This window comes from Actinosynnema sp. CA-299493 (assembly GCF_050946825.1).
In the GTDB taxonomy this organism is placed as follows: Bacteria; Actinomycetota; Actinomycetes; order Mycobacteriales; family Pseudonocardiaceae; genus Actinosynnema.
Window position 1 is genome coordinate 2,088,124 of sequence record NZ_CP191993.1, and the last position, 19,218, is coordinate 2,107,341.

General features: G+C 69.6%; 13 protein-coding genes. 7 read left to right on the forward strand and 6 right to left on the reverse strand.

Annotated elements, in window-relative coordinates:
• Positions 1 to 45 precede the first annotated feature (45 nt).
• From ACQPYE_RS10175 to ACQPYE_RS10185, 3 genes are all read left to right on the forward strand, one after another.
• Entirely contained in the window at positions 46 to 348 is a 303-nt protein-coding gene (locus ACQPYE_RS10175) for a transposase (RefSeq protein WP_498720792.1), read from the forward strand.
• A gap of 55 nt (positions 349 to 403) precedes the next feature.
• Complete coding sequence (locus ACQPYE_RS10180) at positions 404 to 1,225, forward strand: IS3 family transposase (RefSeq protein ID WP_498720793.1); 822 nt, start codon at positions 404 to 406, stop codon at positions 1,223 to 1,225.
• 126 nt (positions 1,226 to 1,351) lie between these two features.
• Positions 1,352 to 3,952, forward strand: a complete 2,601-nt coding sequence (locus tag ACQPYE_RS10185) for a hypothetical protein (RefSeq protein ID WP_498720794.1) — start codon at positions 1,352 to 1,354, stop codon at positions 3,950 to 3,952.
• Between the two features lie 98 nt (positions 3,953 to 4,050).
• On the opposite strand, the gene ACQPYE_RS10190 is transcribed toward ACQPYE_RS10185, so the two are convergent.
• Together ACQPYE_RS10190 and ACQPYE_RS10195 are read right to left on the reverse strand one after the other, a co-directional pair.
• The gene (locus tag ACQPYE_RS10190; RefSeq protein ID WP_498720795.1) at positions 4,051 to 5,484 is read right to left on the reverse strand and encodes an ATP-binding protein; all 1,434 of its coding nucleotides are present in this window, start codon (positions 5,482 to 5,484) and stop codon (positions 4,051 to 4,053) included.
• Positions 5,485 to 5,520: 36 nt separating this feature from the next.
• Positions 5,521 to 5,910 (reverse strand): hypothetical protein, encoded by a 390-nt coding sequence (locus ACQPYE_RS10195; RefSeq protein WP_498720796.1) that lies wholly within the window; start codon positions 5,908 to 5,910, stop codon positions 5,521 to 5,523.
• 530 nt (positions 5,911 to 6,440) lie between these two features.
• Between ACQPYE_RS10195 and ACQPYE_RS10200 the strand changes: the two genes are divergently transcribed.
• Complete coding sequence (locus tag ACQPYE_RS10200; protein WP_498720797.1) at positions 6,441 to 11,513, forward strand: PDDEXK-like endonuclease domain-containing protein; 5,073 nt, start codon at positions 6,441 to 6,443, stop codon at positions 11,511 to 11,513.
• Positions 11,514 to 11,892: 379 nt separating this feature from the next.
• Here the strand turns inward: ACQPYE_RS10200 and ACQPYE_RS10205 are convergent, their stop codons facing one another.
• The gene (locus ACQPYE_RS10205; protein ID WP_498720799.1) at positions 11,893 to 12,324 is read right to left on the reverse strand and encodes a DUF6892 domain-containing protein; all 432 of its coding nucleotides are present in this window, start codon (positions 12,322 to 12,324) and stop codon (positions 11,893 to 11,895) included.
• A 295-nt stretch (positions 12,325 to 12,619) separates the two neighbouring features.
• Here ACQPYE_RS10205 and ACQPYE_RS10210 point away from each other — a divergent pair, with 295 nt between their 5' ends.
• The 3 genes from ACQPYE_RS10210 (at position 12,620) to ACQPYE_RS10220 (ending at position 15,018) form a co-directional block, all read left to right on the forward strand.
• On the forward strand, positions 12,620 to 13,453 hold the full coding sequence (locus ACQPYE_RS10210) for an alpha/beta fold hydrolase (protein WP_498720800.1): 834 nt from the start codon (positions 12,620 to 12,622) through the stop codon (positions 13,451 to 13,453).
• A gap of 9 nt (positions 13,454 to 13,462) precedes the next feature.
• On the forward strand, positions 13,463 to 14,272 hold the full coding sequence (locus tag ACQPYE_RS10215) for an alpha/beta fold hydrolase (RefSeq protein WP_498720801.1): 810 nt from the start codon (positions 13,463 to 13,465) through the stop codon (positions 14,270 to 14,272).
• Positions 14,273 to 14,394: 122 nt separating this feature from the next.
• On the forward strand, positions 14,395 to 15,018 hold the full coding sequence (locus tag ACQPYE_RS10220; protein ID WP_498720802.1) for a DUF1345 domain-containing protein: 624 nt from the start codon (positions 14,395 to 14,397) through the stop codon (positions 15,016 to 15,018).
• A gap of 27 nt (positions 15,019 to 15,045) precedes the next feature.
• Here the strand turns inward: ACQPYE_RS10220 and ACQPYE_RS10225 are convergent, their stop codons facing one another.
• The 3 genes from ACQPYE_RS10225 to ACQPYE_RS10235 all read right to left on the reverse strand — a co-directional run bounded on the left by ACQPYE_RS10225 (position 15,046) and on the right by ACQPYE_RS10235 (position 19,145).
• On the reverse strand, positions 15,046 to 16,020 hold the full coding sequence (locus ACQPYE_RS10225; protein ID WP_498720803.1) for a serine hydrolase domain-containing protein: 975 nt from the start codon (positions 16,018 to 16,020) through the stop codon (positions 15,046 to 15,048).
• Positions 16,021 to 16,222: 202 nt separating this feature from the next.
• A complete protein-coding gene (locus ACQPYE_RS10230) occupies positions 16,223 to 17,671 on the reverse strand; it encodes a PKD domain-containing protein (RefSeq protein WP_498720804.1) in 1,449 nt (482 codons plus the stop codon).
• A gap of 13 nt (positions 17,672 to 17,684) precedes the next feature.
• A complete protein-coding gene (locus tag ACQPYE_RS10235; protein WP_498720805.1) occupies positions 17,685 to 19,145 on the reverse strand; it encodes a PKD domain-containing protein in 1,461 nt (486 codons plus the stop codon).
• Positions 19,146 to 19,218: the final 73 nt, after the last annotated feature.

Sequence of the window (19,218 nt, forward strand, 5' to 3'; positions counted from 1 at the left end):
ATCAGGGGACGCGGGTCCCCGGAGGGATGTCCCATCATGGAGTCCGTGGGCAGGAAGAAGCGGCGGCCTCGGCGGTCGTTCACCCCGGAGTTCAAGGCCGAGATCGTGGAGCTGTGCGGGCGGGGTGACCGTTCGGTCGGTCAGGTCGCGAAGGATTTCGACCTGACCGAAACCGCGGTGCGGCAGTGGGTCGTGCAGGCCGAGCGCGACGCCGGCACCCGCGCAGACGGGTTGACCACCGACGAGCGGGAGGAGCTCGCGAGGCTGCGGCGGGAGAACCGCCGTCTGACCGAGGACGTGGAGATCCTCAAGCGCGCCACGGCTTTCTTCGCGAAGGAGATCCGGTGAACGTGTATCCGTTCATCGAGGCGGAGCGAGCGGGCGGCGGCAACGTCCATCGGGTGTGCACGTCTCCCGGTCCGCCTACTACGCCCACCGCACCGCCGCGCCCACCGACCGCGCACGGCAGGACGCCGAATTGACCGCGGGGGTCGTCGCGATCCACGACGAGTCGCGGGGCACCTATGGCGCGCCCAGGGTGCACGCCGAGCTGCGGGCACAAGGCCATCGGCATTCGCGTAAGCGCGTCGCCCGGCTCCTGCGCGAAGCGGGACGCGCGGGACGCGCCCCGAAGCGGTGGCGCACCACCACCGTTCCCGACCCCGTCGCGACCGTGCCCGCGGATCTGATCCGGCGTGATTTCTCCTGCGCCGCAACAGATGTCGACACCCGGTGGTGCGGGGACATCACCTACGTCCACACCTGGGAGGGGTGGCTCTACCTGGCCACCGTCATCGACATCGCCTCACGCCGCGTCGTCGGCTGGGCCACCGCCGACCACCTGCGCACCGACCTCGTCGCCCAAGCCCTGGACAACGCCGTCCGACAGCGGCGCCCCGAATCCGGAGTGATCTTCCACGCCGACCGCGGCTGTCAATACACCTCCGCCCGGTTCGCCGCCCTCGCCGACGACCTGGGCGTCCGGTTGTCGGTCGGCCGCAAGGGCCAATGCTGGGACAACGCCGTCGCCGAGTCGTTCTTCGCCACCATCAAGACCGAACTGCTCGATCGGTGGCCCTGGCCCACCAGGACCAGGGCACACAAGGCGATCTTCGAATACATCGAGGGCTGGTTCAACACCCGACGCCTGCATTCCAGCCTCGGCTACCTCAGCCCCGCCACCTACGAAGCCACCCGCCACCACCCGGTGGACCGGGTAGCCTGACCACACTCATCGACCCTGTCCGTCAGAACGGGTCAACCCCACTACTGGCATGTGTCTGACCGCTCGACCGGCGACAGCGTCGTGCACAGCATATAAAGGCGTGCATGCCTCATACGGCAAGATGGCATGGTGGACTACGACTTGACGAGGCTTGGCACGCGGGAATTCGAGCACCTCGTCCAAGCCTTGGCGCTTCGGGTCCTCGGTGCGAAGGTGGAAGTGTTCGGTGACGGCCGCGACGGTGGCCGGGAAGTGACCTTCGACGGGAGGACGCACTATCCCGATCCGGATGCGCCCTGGGATGGGTACGGAGTCCTCCAGGCCAAGTTCCACCAGCGTCCACGTGACCCTGCGGCGAACGCCACGTGGTTGTGCGCTGAAGTCAAGGCTGAAGCCGAGCAGTGGCTCAACCGGCGCCGCGGTGAGTTCGGCAACACCCGCAGGCCGAAGTACATGATCTTCGCGACGAACGTGGTCCTCTCGGCCGTACCCGGCTCGGGCGGCATCGACAAAGTCAAGGAGACGCTTAGGTCCGTCGCCTCGTCGATGGGGTTACACGATTGGGCGTTGTGGCACTACGACCAGATCTGTCGCTTCCTGGACGGCCATGCCGACATCAGGAGGGCGTACGCCGCGTTCACCACGCCGGGAGACGTGCTGGCCAAACTGGCTGAGCCGCCCAGCTCGCCGCTGCTGAATGCCGAGCTCGCGGTGGCGGCCGACCGGCTGGCGGTCGAGGTCGCGAGCCAGTGGGCCGCGGAGGCCGACCACAGGAGGCTCCGCGTTCCGATGCCGGTGCCTATCCGCTGGCAGTGGGCGAAGGGCATGACCAGCACAGTGGGGGTCGTCGCGAACGTCCCGCCGCGGCGAAGACCGCTGTTCCCGCCGCTGCCCGGGGTGAACGCGGTCGGTACGGCGGGGTTGCGGTCCGGTGGGCTTCGTGACCTGTTCTCGGTGTACGCCGGACTCGACGGTGGGCGCACCGTGATCCTCGGCGACGCGGGTTCCGGGAAGTCAGCCGCCACGATCCTGACGTTGATCGAAGCGTTGGCCCACCGGGCGGGACTGGCAATGCAGCAGCGGTCGGCGGTGCCGGTGCCGGTCCTGTTTACGACGAGTGGGTGGGATCCGGGCGATCAACGGCTGGGGGAGTGGCTGGCCGAACGGTTGGCCGTGGACCACCCGTTCCTGCGCGCCGAGCAGTTCGACGACAGCATGGCCGCCCAACTCGTCAAAAGCGGTGGGGTCGCGCTGTTCCTGGACGGGTTCGACGAGATGGACCCGCGGTTACGCGCGGCGGCCCTGGACGACATCAGCAAGCCGTCGACATTCCGCCTGGTGCTGGCGACCCGGACGAGGGAGTTCGCCGACGCGGTGATCACCGGCGAACATGTCCACGCGGCCGCGGCGCTCGAACTGTTGCCGGTCCCGGCCGCGGACGCAGCCGATTACCTCGACGGGCTCAACCGCGACGACGCCGCACCGCAGTGGACAGAGCTGACCGCTCACCTGCGCGGGCACCCGGACAGCGTCGTCGCGCACGCCCTCGACTCCCCGCTCACCCTGACCCTGCTGCGTGACCACGCCGACGCGGACCTCGTTCGAGACCTGCTGACGCCGGGCAGGTTCAACATCAGGGAGGAGGTGGAGAACGCGCTGCTCGACCGCTCGGTCGGGACCGGTGAACACCGAGCGCTGCTGACCTTCGTCGCGGAGCGGATGCTGGAACAGGACAACACCCGCGACCTCGCCTGGTGGCAGATCCACCGGTGGGTGAAGCGGTGGCACGAGCGTGCGGTTCGCGTGAGCGTTCCCGCGGTCATCGGAGTGGTCATGGGCGCGGTGTCCGGGCCGGTGATGTTCGGACCGCACGGCAGGTACGTGGTCGACGGATCCACCGGTGCCGCTTTCGGCCTCGTCTACCTGTCCGCGATCGGCCTGGTGTTCGGTCTGTTGACCGGCCTCATGTCCGAACTGCGCCATTCCCGCCGGTTCGCCAAGACGAGCGGCAACACCGCGGCGTTCAGCCTCGGCGCGGCGGTGACCACCGGGGTCGCCACAGTCATCGCGGTCGGGAACCAGACGCAGTGGGGCCTCGGAGTCTTGGCGGGCCTCAGTGCGGGCGTGGTGATCTGGCGCGGGCCGACCGGCGCTGCGGCTCCGCTACGGACGGGCGATCGCTCGCGGTGGCGATCGCTCGCGAGCCGGTTCCACCCGCTGTCGGGTCTCGCGGGCGGACTGCCCATCGGGCTGGCGTACGGGTTCACCGACGGACTGTGGCAGGGTATCGGCGCGGGCTTGACGATGACGTTCGTCTTCGGGGTCATGGTCGGCTTCGGCCGTCCGTCCATGCAGACCGCCACGGATCCGTATGTGGCATGGGTCCAGGACGTGAAACGCGCCATCACCTTCGGTCTCACTTGCGGGTTGGCCCTGGGCGTGCCGCTAGGGTTGAAACAGGGGGTGCTCCACGGACCGTTGGCCGGGGCGATCGCCTTCGCGGCGATCACGGTCATGGTGGGACTCAGCCTCGGCATCGGTTCCTGCGATGCGTGGCGGACGACACTGGTGTGCCTGCAACTGAGGCTGCGAGGCATCCGGATCCGCGGCGTTTCCTCGCTCGAGGTGGAGCGCGACCGCCGCGTGCTGCGCACCGTGGGCACGCTGTATCAGTTCAAGCACCCTCGCCTGCAAGACCGGCTTGTGGACGAAAGATCGGCCGGTTGAAGCAAACTCCGCGATGACGGCGTGAACTGGGTGTCCTCGCGCCGCTCGCGTCGACAGAGCACTTGATTTGCGCTCAAGCGGCGCAGGCTGGGGACTGTTCAGCCGGTTTTCCAACAGTCCATGATCTCTTGCGGTCCCCATACGAGGTCGGCGTCGTCGGTGTCGATGTCGGCTCCGGATAGGGACACGACGGCCAGGCCGGAGCGGCCTGTTTCGTAGCCGGGGATGTGGTTGGCGGAGTGGCGGAGCGTTTGGAGGTCGTGGCGGTCGAAGGTGTTGCCGATCCACTTGATCGACCCGGCGAAGTCGATGCGGCCGGCGACGGGGGAGCGGTCGGCTCCGACGAGGTCGATCTCGGGGTTGTGCTGGCGGTTCCACCAGCCGCCTACTGCGGCGGTGTCGGGCCAGGGTAGTTCGCCGGCTTGTCCGGCGAGTTCGAGTGCTTCGCGGATGAGTGGTTCGACGGCACGTCCGCGCCAGGTGGTCCATTGGCGTTGCAGGACGCGGGCGCCGATGTGGGGGCGTCCGCGGCGGGCTTGTTCTTGGATGGCGCGTCCGATGGGCAGGTAGAAGCGCAGGTTGCTGTCGGCGATTCGGTAGAGGGCCGGTTTGCCGGGCTTGGTGGAGAGCGGGTGGTCCACCGCCAGGACTCGTTTCTCCTGGGTGAGTCGGCGCAGCAGCGGCGACAGCGTCCCGGAGGGGATGTGTCCCTGGTTGCTTCCGGCGGTGGCGGCGATGTCGGCGTGGGTGCGGTTGTCCCCGCCGATCGATTCCACGACGCGGTGGGCCTGGTCGGGTGAGGGGAACTCGGCCAGCAGGGAGGATTCGGGCACGCCGAACAGGGGCGCGGCCGGGTCGTCGCACTCCCCGCGCAGGAAGTCGGCCGGTGGCATGGCGTGGGGCCAGGTGCGGATGATGCCGGGCAGTCCGCCGGTGACGAGGTGGGCGTCGATGGCGTCCGCCGCGTCCAGGCCGAGGGCCTGTCCGGTCTCGGCGGGGTTGAGCGGTCCGAGCACGAGGTTGTCCGCACGCCCGTAGAAGGGGCGGTCGTAGGCGGTGAGGCGTTCCATCATGTGCAGGTCGCTGCCCAGCAGCACCAGCAACACCGGACGCCGCGACCACAAGGTCTGCAACGCGCCGTCGAAGACGTCGTCCTGTTCGGCCAGCCACGGCAACTCGTCGAGCACCACGACCGCGGGGGTGTCCGGCAGCGTCGCGCCCAGGACGCGGAATGCGTCGGGCCATCCGCCGGTGACCCCGCTGGGCGGACCGACTTGGCCGGCGGTCAGGGACGAGTCGGCGAGTTCGGCGAGGAAGGCGGTGGTCGACTCGACCGAGGACGCGCCCTTGGTGGCGGCGAAGTAGAAGTAGGGAACGTCGGCCCGGTCGCAGAACTCCTGGACCAGCCGGGACTTGCCCACCTGCCGTCGTCCGCGGATGGCGACCGCGGCCCCTTCCCGTGAGGTGATCACCCGGTCGAGGCGCTTGCGCAAGAGGCGCAGCTCGGCCTGTCTGCCCACGAAACCCGACATGGGCATCAGCGTAGATCGGATCTACGTAGATTGCATCTACACGCTTCGGGAGCTGTGGATCGCCCGCCGAAGCCGATCGGTCTGCCAGGGTTGACCCCGCTCGTCGATCAGCGCGAACCCGGATCGCTCGTACGGCTTGCCGGCCTTCATCGCCTCGCCGGCCTGCCTGGCTTTGAACGCCTCGAGTGCTGCGTGCAGGGGTGTGGGTAGGGGCAGCTTGCGCTTGCCCTTCCCCGACTTCGGTCCCTTCCCCTCCACCTCGCCCTCGACCGGCGTGCGCGTCAGCTCGATCGACAGCGTCTCCGCGTCGAGTTCGACGGCGCTCCACTTAAGCCCGCAGATCTCGGTGGGCCGCATCCCGATCGGCACCGGGAGCACGGGTGCGTGGAGCCGGTGGTCGCGGATCGCGGCGAGGAACTGTCTCACCTCCGTCTCACTCCAAGTCCGCTACCGACCTTGCCACCGCGCTTGCGGATTTAAGTCGCACCGACTGGACAAGGGACCGCATCATGTCTGGTTGCCCTTGGAATGTGCTGTTTTAGCTGCTACCGATTAGCGTTTGATCATTTCGAAATTTCAGAATAGCGCGATCGGCGCGGCGTGGGTCATATCTGCACTACGCTGAAGGGTGGTTTCGGTAGGCTGATCGGTCTAGCTTCGGAGATCGAGTGGCCGCGTCGTCGACGGTGACCTGTCCGCAAAATTGCGGACTGGCTATGTAACGGTGTGGTGTCGGATGTATCGCTGCGCGCCTCGCCGGCGATGAGCAGCGGGATCAGTTCGGTGGTGAGGAAGGGGGGACGGCTGTGGCGAACAACGGCGCTGCTCCGAATCCGCAGGGTACGGCGGTTGATCGAGCGGTACGGCTTTTCGAGTTCCTCGCGCGGAGCCAACAGCTCAAGTCGAACCCGCCCCGCACCACCGACAGTTACGACTCGGTGCTGTGGTTCGGGCAGTTGCCGGACCACCCTGCCGTCCGGCCCGCGCACCGGGAAGACGCGGCGGAGCCCGGTGCCACCCTGCTCACGGTCGAGCGGATCGCGCACCAGGAGCCGCCTGAGCCCGAGGCGGAACTGCGGCCCTGGCTGGACGGGGAATGGGACGACCCGAGCACGCCACCTCGCCTGCGCCAGTCGATCGGCGAGGGTGAGCAGCGCACCGCGCTCGACGATGCCCCCGAGATCCGTGACGCCCACGTCGAGTGGGAGGCGCGCTGGTCGGAGTGGGCCGAGCGCGAGCGGGGCGATCGACCGGCGCGGAACGTCTACAACGACTTGTTCTCCGCCTACGTCACCGCAGCCGGGCACGCCGAAGAACTCGAACTCGTCGTCGGGGTCGGCTGCCTGTCGTGGTCGCCGCCCGGCCACCACGTGGTGCGGCGACACCTCGCCACCGTGCCCGCTGTGATCCACTTCGACGACGGCACCGGGCGGCTGACGCTCCAGCAGACCGAGATCGCGGACGGCCTGAACGTCGAGCTGGACATGCTGGACCCCGGTCGCGTGGCCAACCCGCAGCACGTAGTGCAGATCAGGAACGAGGCACGCGAGCTCACCACCGCCGTCTTGGACCGCGAGGTCGTGGGCGGCGTGCTGCGCCGTCTGGTGCACGCCCTCGACGGCGATGCCGCCTACCTGGACGAGGACGACGCGCAGAAGCCCGGCACACACGCCGTGGCGGCGTTCGCGCTGGCCGTCATCCTGCGCAGGCGTTCGCGGCAGGGGATCGTCGACATCCTCGATTCGGTCGCGGTTCAGCTCGGCGAGTCCGGCGTCGTCCCGGACGGGCTGCTCCCGCTCGTCGACCCGGACCACCGGCCGACCGCGGAACGCTCGCCCGAGGCCGGTGCCCTGGTCGAACTCGACGCGGACCTCTTCCTGCCGCTGCCGGTCAACGACCGCCAGTTGCGCGTCCTCACGCAGGTCGACGCGAAGGCTCAGACCCTTGTCCAGGGCCCGCCCGGAACGGGCAAGACCCACACCGTCGCCGCTCTGCTGTCCCACCTCCTGGCGCAGGGCAAGCGGGTGCTCGTCACCGCGCACACCGACCGCGCGCTCAAGGAGGTGCGGGCGAAACTGCCCGAGGCCATCGCACCGCTGGCCGTCTCGGTCGTCGGCTCGTCGCGCTCGGACCTGGCGGACCTCAAGGTCGCCGTGGAGCGAATCAGCCACGTGGCCAGTGAGTACGACGCCGAGGCTGCACGCCGGGCCATCGAGGATCACGTCACGGCGGTCGAAGGACTCCGCCTGCGCCGGGCCGGGCTGTACCGGCGCCTGCTCGACGCACGGGGCGAAGAGGTGGCCGAGCACCAGGTCGGCGACTACCGCGGCACGCTCGCCGCCCTCGCGCAGCGCGTGGAAGCGGAGCGGGAGCGGTTCGGCTGGATCTCCGACCTGACCACCCTGACCGGTGTCGCCCCGTCACCGGTCTCCGTGAGCGACATCGCCGAGTGGCACCGGAGCGTCGTGGACGACGCGTTGAACGACGATGAGGCCGAATCGCGGCTCAAGCTGCTGCCTCTCGCCGACGTGCCCACCCCCGAGGCGTTCTTCGCCCTCGTGACGGCGGAGCGACAGGCCATCTCGGCCGAGGAGGGGCACGGCAGCCTGACGCAGCACACCGCCTTCGACGCCGTCCGCCGCCTGGACCAGTCCACGCGGACCGTGCTGCGGCAGCGGCTCAACGGGTTCGCGCGGGAGGCCGAGGACCTGTCGCGGCGGCGTGAGCAGTGGATGAACGACGCGCTGTCCGAGGTGCTCGCCGGCCGAGCGAACCACTGGCGGTCACGCGGGAGCCAAGTCGCCCAGCTCATCGGGCGCGTAGGCCCCCTCGTCGACCGCCTCGGCCCGCTCACCGAGGTGCGTGTCGTCGGTCCCGCCGACATGGGCGCGCTCGTCGCCCTGGCCGGTGCGCTCCGCACGCACGTCGGCGACGGCGGCAAACTCAAGACCAACCCGGACGGCTCGCCCAAGACCGGAGCGTTCGCCCCGAAAGCCGTGAAGCAGGCGCAGCCGCTGTTCCAGGCGGTACGGGTCAACGGCCTCCCGCCCACTGGAGCCGACCATCTCGACGCGGTCCTGATGTGGGCCGAGGCCACTCGGGCGCTGGACGCGTTGGACCGGGCGTGGCCCGACTCGGTGCACATCCCGGCCGAGGACACCTTGAGCGAACGGCTCCAGTGGCACGTGACCGAGCTGGAGCAGTTGCGTCGCGTGCTGGCGCTGGGCGAAGCCCTCGAAAGGGAGGAGCGCGGCCTGGCGGGACTCGGTCTGCCGCGCCCGAACTGGACGGACCTCGACGCAGTCCAGACCTACGCCCGGCTCGTCGACGCCGCCGCCGCGTCCGACGCGCGCACCGCCGCGACCGTGCCGCTGCTGGAGATCGTGCGGACGATTGCCGAGGTGGCGCAGTGGGCGGACGCCGCGCCCTGCGTGAAGCACCTGGCGCAGGCCGTGGAGGAGCGCGATCACGAGTCGTACGCGGTTGCGCACCACAGGCTGGTGCGGCTGACGGAGGTCGTCGGGCTGGCGCGTCGTCGGGACGAGATCGCGGCGAAGCTGGCCGGCGCGCTGCCGCGGGTGTACGAGGCCGTGTCGGTGGACCCGCGAGACCCGGCGTGGGTGGAGAAGCTGGCCGAGTGGGACGCCGCGTGGGCGTGGGCCGTGGCACGGGCCTGGGTACTCGGCCGTGGTGTCGAGGACGTCAACGCCCTCCAGTCCGAGGTGCTGCACGTCGAGGAACAGGTGCGCGGCGGGGTTGAGCGGTTGGCGGCCGAACGCGCCTGGGGGCACGCCGTGTCACCGCAGCGGTTGTCCGGCAAGGCCCGCGCCGACCTGCTCCAGTACGCCCAGCTGGTCAAGCTGCTGGGCAAGGGCACCGGCGTCTACGCGAACCAGCGCCGGGCCGACATCAAGGCGGCCATGGACCGCTGCCGCCCGGCCGTGCCGGTGTGGATCATGCCCGTCTACCGGATCGCCGAGCAGTTCCGCGTCCAGCCGGACATGTTCGACGTGGTGATCGTCGATGAGGCGTCCCAGGCGGGACTGGAGGCAACGTTCCTCCAGTACCTCGCGCCCAAGATCGTGGTCATCGGTGACGACAAGCAGGTTTCCCCGACGGCCGTGGGCACCGACCAGCAGCAGTTGCGCGACCTCGCCCAGCAGTACCTGTGGGACGACCCGTACCGCGCGTCGTGGCAGGACCCCAAGCGCAGTTTGTTCGACGAGGCGAAGATGCGCTTCGAGGGCATGATCACGCTCGTCGAGCACCGGCGCTGCGTGCCCGAGATCATCGGTTTCTCCAACCGGATCGCCTACGAGCCCGACGGCATCCGCCTGGTGCCCGTGCGCCAGTACGGCGCGGACCGCCTGGAGCCGATCAAGCCGGTGTTCCTCGACAACGGCTACGAGCGCGGCGTGACCGACAAGGTCAACCCGGTCGAGGCGGACGCCATCGTCGACCAGATCGAGAAGTGCATCGCCGACCCGCGGTACGACGGCCTGACGTTCGGCGTCGTATCACTGCTCGGCCGTGCTCAGGCCAAGAGGATCGAGAAGCGCCTGCTGGAGCGCATCCCTCCGGAGGAGTGGAAAGCGCGCGACCTGCGCTGCGGCGATTCCGCCGACTTCCAGGGCTCCGAGCGAAACGTCATGTTCCTCTCCATGGTCAAGGCCGCGGAGCCCGGCAAGCGGATCGGCGCGCTGACCCAGGACCTGTACGTCCAGCGCTTCAACGTCGCCGCTTCCCGCGCCAAGGACCAGATGTGGGTGTTCCACTCCCTGCGCCTGTCCGACCTCGGCAACCCTGAGGACATGCGGTTCCAGTTGCTCGACTACTGCTACGCGTTGTCCGGGCGCGTGGACGGCGTGGACGACGCCACGCACACGGCCGTGCCCGAGGACCGGAAGGTGGAGCCCTTCGACTCGCTGTTCGAGCAGCGGGTGTTCAACCGCCTCGTCGACCGCGGCTACAGCGTGGTCCCGCAATTCCCGGCCGAGGGTTACCGGATCGACCTGGTGGTCGTGGGCGCCAAGGCCAGGCTGGCGGTCGAGTGCGACGGCGACGCGTGGCACGGGCCCGACGCGTACGAGCGCGACATGGCCCGGCAACGCGACCTGGAGCGGTGCGGCTGGAGGTTCTTCCGCATCCGCGAGTCGGAGTTCTACGCGGACCGGCCGGCGGTCATGGCCCGACTGTGGGAGACGTTGCAGGAGCTGGACATTCACCCCTCTGGGTGGGTGCCGGACGGTGACGTCCCGTCAGCGGTGGGGTCGCGTCCGCCGGTGGCGGCCGTAGAGCACACTTCGGTGACGACCATGCCTGAACTTGTGGTGCCCGATCCGGTCGTCACCGATCCGGTGGTTCCAGAGCAGGCTGTGCGTATCGCGGGCGCGGTGGAGTCCGTGGTGGTGATCGAGCCCGTGGTGACCGCAGACCTCCCAGACCTGTCCGTACCGGTGGTCGCGGAGCACGAGGACGAGTTGCCACCCCTGGTCATCGAGGAACAAGCGCCACCTGCCGGGGATTCCGTGCTGGCCGCGTACGGGACGTTCACGGGAGCCGTGGTCCAGGTAGCCGAGGCATCACGACGGGACCTGCTCGACGGCCTTGTGCGCCTCGTCGAAGCCGAAGGGCCCGTGTTGGGCAACCGGCTGCACACCGCTTATGTTCGAACCTCGGGCTTCATCAGGGTCACGAAACTGGTCGCGGGCGAGTTGAACAAGGCGATCGCCCAAGCCGTGCGCGAAGGACGGCTCATCGAGGACAACCCGCTCGGTGAGAGCGGTGTCAAGCCACGCACGTACCGGCTGCCCGGTCAGCCGGAGGTGCGGATGCGCCACCTGGGACCGAGGTCTTTTGAGGAGGTGCCCCCGAGCGAGCTGGCGGCGCTGCTCGACCACGTCGCCGAGAGGGACGGGAGCAAGGGCGAAGAGGCATTGCAGCGCGCCGTGCTGGAGCTACTGGGCTTGAAGCGACTCACCGACAACGTTAAGAACCGCTTCGCTGCAGTTCAGACCCTCCGATCCTGATGCCGTGATCATCCGGCTCCCTGATCGCGATCGGACGGGGAGCCGGAAGCGGCGATGCGGACCACCTGTCAGTTCGTCCACCCCGAGTACTGGGTCAACGACTCGAAGACCGAGGACTGTACTCCCACCGACCCGCCGAGCCCCACCCGTTCGGGGACCAGGTCGCGACGGCAGGTTCCACCGGCGCCTGCCTCGATCTGGAGCGCTGAAACGTGTGAGGCGCGAGTTGGCGCGGGGCGTTCTGGACGAGGTGCTGTGGAGATGGTCGACGTTGAGCGCTGGGACCGGGTGTTCGTGCAGTACGGCGCCGGTCGCCGGGCACGGGTCGGTTCGGTCAGGGGTCCGAGAGCCGTTGGGTGGTGGCGATGGAGGCGGCTGATCAGGCCACGGCGATGCCGCGGGCTTTGAGGGTGTCTGCGGCGTCGGGGGCGGACATCATGGACTCGTTGCCGCCGTGGATGACGCGGAGGTTGGGGAGCAGGGCGAGGTCGTCCAGTGAGGTGATGTCGAAGAGGTCGTCCTCTCCGTCCCAGAACGGCGAGCACTGGTGGTAGATCTCCAGGCCGCCGTCGGTGGTCAGTTCTTCCACGGTGGCCAGTTGGTCGGGGGTGATCTCCAGGTCGGTGAAGTACTGGCGGGCTTCTTCGAGGACGGTGTACAGCAGGTCCTGTTTGTACAGGTACTTCCACAGGTCGCCGGTGGCGCCCTTGGCGTGGAGGACGTCGGCGATCCGGAAACGGGGCTGGATCACCTTGTCCTGGTACATGAGCTTGTCGATGACCAGCAGCTTGAAGTTGAAGTCGCGGAACATGCCCCACTATCTACCAGACCACCCCGACAATCCGGACGGGCAACACCGCTGCGATCGTGGGGGAGACGAGGCGAAGCTCCCGGTGGATGACCTCTCGATCAAGAGCAGGGCCATCGACCTGTCCAGTTCGCACCTGCGGTTCCTCCGCGAGTCGGGTGTGACGACGCGGTGGTGGTGGTGGGCGGTGCGATGACGTACGTCGGGACCGTCGTTTGACGGACGCGGCCGGCTCGGTTCGGTTCCTAGGTTGTGTCGTGCTCGGTTCGCGCAGGGCGGACGGGCGGGAAGGCACACTATGGGCACCATCACGGTCGGTACTGAGGGTTCGACCGACGTCGAGCTCTACTACGAGGACCACGGCTCCGGGCAGCCGGTCGTGCTGATCCACGGTTACCCGTTGGACGGGCAGTCCTGGGAGAAGCAGACCGCTGCGCTGGTCGGGGCCGGCTACCGCGTCATCACTTACGACCGCCGGGGCTTCGGCCGATCGAGCAAGACCATGATCGGCTACGACTACGACACCTTTGCCGCTGACCTCAACGAGGTCCTGACCCGGCTCGACCTGCGCGACGTCGTCCTCGTCGGCTTCTCGATGGGCTCGGGTGAAGTCGCCCGCTACCTCGGGACCTACGGCTCGGAGCGGGTGGCGAAGGCGGCTTTCCTCGGCGCGTTGCAGCCGTTCCTGCTCCAGACCGACGACAACCCGGCGGGCGTGCCGCAGTCGGTGTTCGACGGTATCGCCGACCAGGCCGAATCCGACCGGTACGCGTGGTACGAGAACTTCCTCGTCGACTTCTTCAACACCGACGAGAACCTCGGGTCCCGGCTCAGCGACGCCGCGCTCCGGGCGACCTGGGCCACCGCCATCGGCTCGGCCCCCGTGGCGGCGTACGCGTGTGTGCCGGCGTGGCTGACGGACTTCCGGGCCGACGTGGAACGCATCGACGTGCCGTCGCTGATCCTGCACGGCACCGCCGACCGCATCCTGCCGATCGACGCCACCGCCCGCGAGTTCCACCGCCGCCTGCCCCACGCCCGCTACGTCGAGATCGACGGCGCCCCGCACGGCCTGCTGCTCACGCACGCCGCCGAGGTCAACGCGGCCCTGATCGCCTTCCTCGAAGACTGAGAACCGGACATGAACACGCTCAAGCACCGCGTCACCGCACGCGTCACCGCCCTGCTGGCCGTCCTCGCCACCGTCGCCGGTCTCGGTGCGTCGACCGCGGTGGCCGACCACCCGACAGGCGGGCGCAAGCCCACGATCGTCCTCGTCCACGGCGCCTTCGCCGACGGCTCCAGCTGGATCCCCGTCATCGAGCGGTTGCAGCGGCGCGGTTACACCGCCGTCGCCGTCGCCAACCCCCTGCGCGGGGTCCGTGCCGACGCCGACGCCCTCGACGCGCACCTCGCCGCCATCGACGGGCCGGTGGTGCTCGTCGGCCACTCCTACGGCGGCGCTGTCATCACCAACGTGAAGGCCCGGTCCCCGAAGGTGAAGGCGCTGGTGTACGTCGCCGCCTTCGCCCCGGCGGAAGGGGAAGCCGCGGCACAGCTCGCCGGGAAGTACCCCGGCAGCACCCTGGGCGAGACGCTCGCACCGGTCCCGCTGCCCGACGGCTCGCAGGACCTCTACATCAAGCCCTCGCTCTTCCGGCAGCAGTTCGCCGCCGACGTCCCGGCACGACAGACCGCCCTCATGGCCGGCACCCAGCGCCCCATCCGGGACGCCGCGCTGGGCGAGGCGTCCGGTGAGCCTGCCTGGGCGAGCACCCCCTCGTGGTTCCTGCTGGCCGGCGCCGACAAGAACATCCCCTTGCAGGCGCAGAAGTTCATGGCCGACCGAGCCCGCTCACGCGCCACCGTGACCGTCGACGGTGCCTCGCACGCCGTGGCGGTCTCGCGTCCGAACGCGGTCGCCGAACTCGTCCTCCGCGCCGCGGGCTGACGCCTCCCCCGACCCCGTGAGCAGGGAGGCTCTCGGGGTCGGGGCGGTTGCCAAGCCGGAATGACCGTCGTCACCCGGATGAGGTGGGCGACGTCCTCTGCCCTTCCGATCAAGGAAAAGTCATGCGCTTCAGGCCGTCAATCGTGCTGTCCCGGATCATCGAGGGCGCGCTCGTCCTGCTCGGCGTCCCCATCTTCTTGGCGGACGTGGAGGACATCAGGTGGATCGCGCTGTGGGACCTCATCGCCGTCGTCTACCTCGCGATCCGCGTCATCCGCCTCAGTCGCGGCAAGCGGGCGGGTGACGACCAGGGCGCGTGGGTCAAGAGCGCGCTGGGTCGTCGCAGCGGCACCCTGTTCACCCTGTTCACCAGCTTCACCGGGATCACGTCCGGCCTGACCATCGCGCTCATCGAGGACGGCACCCAGGCGGCGGTGCTCGGCAAGGCCATGGGCGTGCCCGCCGTGCTGCTGGCGTGGGCGATCCTGCACTTCGGCTACGCCGACCGCTACGCGCAGGCCTATTACCGCGCCCTGCCCGAGAAGCCGCTGGTGTTCCCCGGCACCGAGCACCCGACGTTCATCGACTTCGCGTACTTCTCGTTCACCGTCGGCACCACGTTCGCGGTCTCGGACGTCGAGTCACGCACCTCCGGGATGCGGCTGCGGGTCCTCGCGCACGGCGTGCTCTCGTTCATCTACAACACCGCGATGCTCGGCATCGCCATCGGCGTGATCAGCGGCTGATCGCCGGCCCGGTGCGGGGGCGTTCGGTCAGCGGCTTTCTTCCTCGGTCAGCTGCTCTAGCAGGGTGAAGCCGTGCTGGTCCACCGAGAGCGCGGTCGCGGAGAGGAGGACCACCGCGGTGCCGGCGGCGCGGTCCAGGCCCAGCCAGGTGCGGAAGCCGCCGGTGCTGCCGTTGTGCCACGTGATGGCCCGGTCGTCGCGCTCGATGGTGATCCACGCCGCGCCGATGCGCGCCACCCGGCCGGTGAAGTTCTCGACGGGGTCCAGGGCGGCGGTGCCGGGGGCGGAGCCGTCGAGCAGCGCGGCGGTGAGGCGGGCCATGTCGCCGATGCGCGCGCGGATGCCCCCGGCCGGCCCCAGCGCTTCACCTGTCCACGGCTGACGCTCGCGGCCCCACCTGGTGGTGCCGGTGAGTGCGGCTGGTCGCAGGTCGGCCGGGGTGGCGGGCGCGTAGAGCACGTCCAGGCCGAGAGGGGCGGCGACCCGGCTCTGGAGCAGGCCTTGGAACGTCGTGCCGGCGGCGCTGCCCAGGGCGTGCCCGAGGAGCTGGAAGCCCAGGTTGGAGTAGCGGGGGCGGGGTGGGCCGGGGCGCACGCCACGGGCCTGGGCGAGCAGCTGGTCGAGCGTGTCGCCGTACGGGTTCGCGCCGTGCAGCCACAGCGCCAGCAACCTGCGCAGTGGCGAGGCCCCGGTGGGCAGGCTCGGCAGGCCCGAGCGGTGGGTGGTGATGGAGGACAGCGTCACGCCCGCCACCGCGGTGCCGCCCAGCGGCAGCAGGTCGCCCAGCGTGGTGGACGGCCCGATCTCGCCACGTTCCCGAGCGTCGGCGTAGAGCAGGCCGGTGATCCCCTTGGAGATCGAGCCGATCTCGAAGTCGGCGTCGGCGGGCGCGCCCACGCTCGCCACCGAGGTCCCGGCGGGCGAAACCGCGGCGACGGCGGCCACCGGGTGCCGGGACCCCAGGCGTGCGACCAACTTCTCCGCGAGGGTTGCACCTGACAAGACCCACACCCCTTGAGCTTCTTCCACCCGGTGACGAGCACACGGTAGTCGGCGTGCCCGTGATCGACATTGTCCCTTCGGCTACCGGTGGTGCGACTTCGGTATGAGCAGGCCGAGCGCCTGTCCGGCCCCGGTGAGGTTGAGAGGGCCTTACCCGGCCCCTCCGCAGGGTGGTCCAGCGGAGGACCGGGTAAGGCGACCGCTACTCGATTCGAGCGCTCACGGTGGCTGCGGGACGGACAGAGGCCGTGGTGGCGCGTGCCTCGTTGTCGTCACCCTTGTCGTCACCCCGCCGGCCGTAGCCGGCCACCTCGGCGCGCACCCGGAACGTCACCTGGCCCGCCGTCACGTCCTCCGGCCGGTAGGTGTAGGCGAACGGGAACTCGGTCGTGCCGGTCGTCGAGACCGGAACCCGCTGCGTGAGCCGGCCGATCTCCTTGTCGCCCTCCCCGTTCGCGCCGACGCGGTAGAAGGTGACGGTGACGTCGTCCTCACGACGGGTGCCGGACACGAACGCCTTGACGGGCTTGCTCTGACCGGCGCGTGCCGAGGTCGGCACCGTCAGCCCGGACACCGACACGTCGTGCGTCTCGACCTTGAGCGTCCGCACGCTCGTGCCGGTGCGGCCGTCGGGGGTCGTGACCGTGGTCGTGACGCGGTAGTCGCCGTCCTTGGTGAACCGGTGCGTCACGTGCCCGTCGGTCACCGGGATGACGGTGCCGTCACCGAGGTCGATGGTGCCGCTCGCGACCGGCTGGTAGATCGGGTCGCCCGACGACGCGCCGAGGGTCGTGTCGCTGAGCACGTTCGGGACCTCCGGCCGCGTGGACGTGTGCGGAACGATGTCGGGGGCCGTGCGCAGGCTGACCTCGAACCCCTCGGTCGCCTCCGGGGAGGCGGCCATCCTGATCAAGTAGCTCTCGTTCGCGGTCGCGCGGAACACGGCGGTCGAGTACCGGGTCGAGCAGTCCACTTCGGACAGGTCGTCCGCGCGGTGGACGCTGATCGCCTGCTCCGAGCCGACCTGGACGAACTTGGTGTGCGTGGGCGTGTAGCGGTACCAGACCGACCGGGTCGCCTCGGGAGCGCAGCTCGGTGGCGCCTCGCCCGGCTCGGCCGTGGCGCGGGTGAGGTCGGCCTGGTGGTCGCCGGGCACGGACGTCACCGTGGCCGCCGCCCGGTTGTCGTTGGGCTCCGGGGTGGTCTCGCGCAGGGCGAACGAGACCGTGTCGGCGGTGCTCCCGCTGCGCTCGACCAGCATGAAGTAGTACGTGGTGCCCGCCTCGGCGTGCACCGTGTAGTTCCCGTTCTGGACGCAGGCGCTCGGCTCCAGGTCGAGCGCGCCGCGCTGCCCGGTGTAGACGGCGAGCATCCTGCCCCACGTGTCCGTGCGCGCGCTCACCCGCAGCAGCCCGTCGCTCTGCGCCGTGTACTTCTGCCAGACGGAACCCTCACCCCAGAAGTAGCAGGGGTTCGGGTCGTCGGCGGCCTTGCCGGCTCCGCTGGTGTCGATCGTCGTGGTGAACGGCAGCGAGGTGATCCCGGTGGCGGAGTCGAAGTCGTCGCCCGCCGGCGCCGCGTGGGCGACGGCGGGTGCCAGCGCCGCGACCACGGCGAACGCGATGAAAGTCGAACTGGCCCGTCTGAACACGGTGTCCCCCTGATCAGTTCACGAGAGCGGTGGTGGTGGCCGCCGGGAGGACGGTCGTGGCGGTGGAGATCACCTCGTTGTCCAGCGGCAGCGCGTCCCGCGACGGGTACGGCAGCGAGACGACGGCGCGGAACGTCACCTTGCCCCTGATCGCGTCCTCCTGCGTGAACGTGTAGGCGAACGGGAAGGTGACCTTGCGCGTCGGGTGCGCCGGCACGTCCAGCTTCGTCAGGCCGACCTCCTCCCACCCCCACTGGCCGTACTTGTAGAGCGTGACCGCGGTGTCCTTCTCCAGGTAGCGCGTGTTCGACACCTGCACGGAGAGCTGCTTCTGCTGCCCTGCCCGCACCGAGGACGGCGTGGTGAACTTGGCGATCCCGACGTCGTGCGTCTTCACCACGACGGGGACCGCGTCCGTGGCGACGCGGCCGTCCGCGGAGGTCGAGCGGACGGTCACGGTGTAGTCGCCGTCCTCGGCGTAGCGGTGGACCGCCTGCTCCTCGGTGCTCGGCGGCACGCTCGTGCCGTCCCCGAAGTCCCATTCCGCCGTGACCGGCTGGTCGTAGTCGTTGCGGTGGTACAGCCTGAAGTCGATGTCCTGGAAGGTCGACCACTCACCGGACGAGGTGGGGGTGAGCTCCGTCTCCAGCGGCGGCGCCTCCTCCAGCACCACGGTGGCCTCGGCCGAGCTGTAGAAGCTGTACTGCAGTTGCAGGTGGTAGGTCGTGCCCGCGACGAGCCGGAACGCCTTGCCGTCCCAGTAGTGGCCCTCCGCGCACCCGAGCGACCGGAGCTCCGGCAAGGACGAGCCTTCGTAGACGGACAGGACGGGGCCGGCGCCGTCCGTCCTCACCCGGGCGAGGACGGACTCCGTGCGGGTCGGCGTGTAGCTGAACCAGACGGTGGGTGCGCCTTCCCGCACACCGGCGCACTCCGTCGCCCAGGGCTCTTCCGGCTCGGCGCCGGCGAGCGTGAAGTCCGGCTGTGGCGCGCTGAACGGCAGCGACGTCACCGGCTGCGCGTCGGCGAAGTCGTCGTTGGCCACGGGCGTCATCCGCTGCACGCTCAGGTTCAGCCCGGCCCCGCGACCGTCGTACCCGTCGGCGGCCATGAAGTAGTACGTCTGGCCCGCGGTCACCCGCAGCGTCAGCGGGCCTCCGGGACCGCTGCACCCGAGGGACCGCAGGTCGCCGCGAGTGCCGATGAGCACCGACAGCTTCACGTCGAGGTCGCTGCCGTTCGTGTCGACGCGGACGATCCCGCTCTCGGTCGCGGTGTGGTGGAACCAGACGGACCCTTCCGCGGGCCGTCCCACGCAGTTGGTCGGGTCGTCGGGTCCTCTGGTCGCTTCGGTCCTGTCCGACTGCGTGGTGAACGGTAGTGCGGTGATCGGCGTCGACGCGTCGAAATCGTCGTTGTCCGGTGGTGCCGCGTGCGCCACGCCCGGCGCCGGCGTCCCCAGTAACACGGCCACGACGACCGCTAGTGATCTCAAAACAGGCATGCGAAATTTCCCCCAAAGTCCCCTGCGCCCCACACCTCCCGTG

What these genes read in the sequence shown, in the direction of transcription:
- ACQPYE_RS10205 (WP_498720799.1), bottom strand. Translation starts at nt 12,324, where the DNA reads ATGTTCCGCGACTTCAACTTCAAGCTGCTGGTCATCGACAAGCTCATG.
- ACQPYE_RS10210 (WP_498720800.1), top strand. Translation starts at nt 12,620, where the DNA reads ATGGGCACCATCACGGTCGGTACTGAGGGTTCGACCGACGTCGAGCTC.
- ACQPYE_RS10215 (WP_498720801.1), top strand. Translation starts at nt 13,463, where the DNA reads ATGAACACGCTCAAGCACCGCGTCACCGCACGCGTCACCGCCCTGCTG.
- ACQPYE_RS10220 (WP_498720802.1), top strand. Translation starts at nt 14,395, where the DNA reads ATGCGCTTCAGGCCGTCAATCGTGCTGTCCCGGATCATCGAGGGCGCG.
- ACQPYE_RS10190 (WP_498720795.1), bottom strand. Translation starts at nt 5,484, where the DNA reads ATGTCGGGTTTCGTGGGCAGACAGGCCGAGCTGCGCCTCTTGCGCAAG.
- ACQPYE_RS10185 (WP_498720794.1), top strand. Translation starts at nt 1,352, where the DNA reads ATGGTGGACTACGACTTGACGAGGCTTGGCACGCGGGAATTCGAGCAC.